1 protein-coding gene is annotated in these 1,113 nt (G+C 42.5%); it reads right to left on the bottom strand.

All coding sequences use genetic code 11. The features are described 5' to 3' along the window. Positions 1 to 1,113 (bottom strand): EAL domain-containing protein (locus KIV40_RS28795; RefSeq protein ID WP_285352643.1); only part of this gene is annotated, 1,113 nt, incomplete at both ends.

Genomic DNA, 1,113 nt, shown 5'->3' with positions numbered 1-1,113 from the left:
ATTTCTTCGGCCAACTTTTACTACCGACTCTGTTTTTACTTGAGGCTTACTCGGTTGTGGCACCGGTATAATTTGCCTCTCTTCATCAAACAATCGTCCTTGATAGCCATGGATACCCAACTCAAGCAGAGTGTTTTTCTCTTGCTTGGTTTCAACACCAACAGCAATAACTTGGGTTGGTGAGTCTCCACAGGCTCCAATCAAACTGCGTACAAACAGTTGATTTTCATGCCTTTGATCGATCTTCTTAACCAAACTTCTGTGCAGTTTAATAAAATCGACTTTTAAATCCTTGATATAGTGAGTGCTCACAATAGTACGACCTGCTTGGCCGACAATCACTTTACACCCAAGTCCCGATAGCATCTTAGCTACTGGTCTCATGTAATCTAAATGCGCAATCACATGCCCTTCAGGAAACTCAAAACATATATGAGCACGCTGCTGGGTTGATAGCTGTAATAATTCGCTTCTAAACCACTTAAAATGTTGTTTACTCGCAAACGGAGTAACATTTAGGTTTATAGAGTAATTCATCAGTTCCGAAGATTCTTTTACCGACTTCAATAAAACTCGTAAAACTGATTGATCCATTTGGGCTTGGTACCCGACTTGCTCTACGGCAGGCATAAAGCGCGAGGATTTCAGTAGGCCCTTCTCTGGATCTTGAATCCTTGCGAAAATTTCTCTATGTAATTCATAAGGTTGCCCTTTATTGGACATAAGATAACACTGCTGAGCAAAGATTACTAAGTTTTCAGGCTGCAGGGCTTTATCCAATAATGTGCGCCAACGAACACTGCCTCTATCAAGCTCATTCTTATTCAGCTTAGGGTAACGACTCCAGTTATTAATGCGCTCCAACTGGGCACTTTTCAGTGCTGTTTCCGCTTCATCCATAATTTGACTATGACGCTCACCTTCTGCATACATGGTCACACCGATGTGGCACCAATTATCCACATCTAGAGGCTCTGGTGGGGTCAATTTGTCGAGTTGTCTCAAACATTGGGCAGCTAATGTCGCAATATCTTTACTACCTTGGTGAGGAATGAACACAGCAAAGTCGGCATCGTAGTATCGAGAGAAGATAACATCAGGGTAACGCTGGAC

The sequence above is a fragment of the Vibrio sp. D173a genome, assembly GCF_030248475.1.
This window is presented reverse-complemented; position numbering and strand designations above follow the sequence as displayed.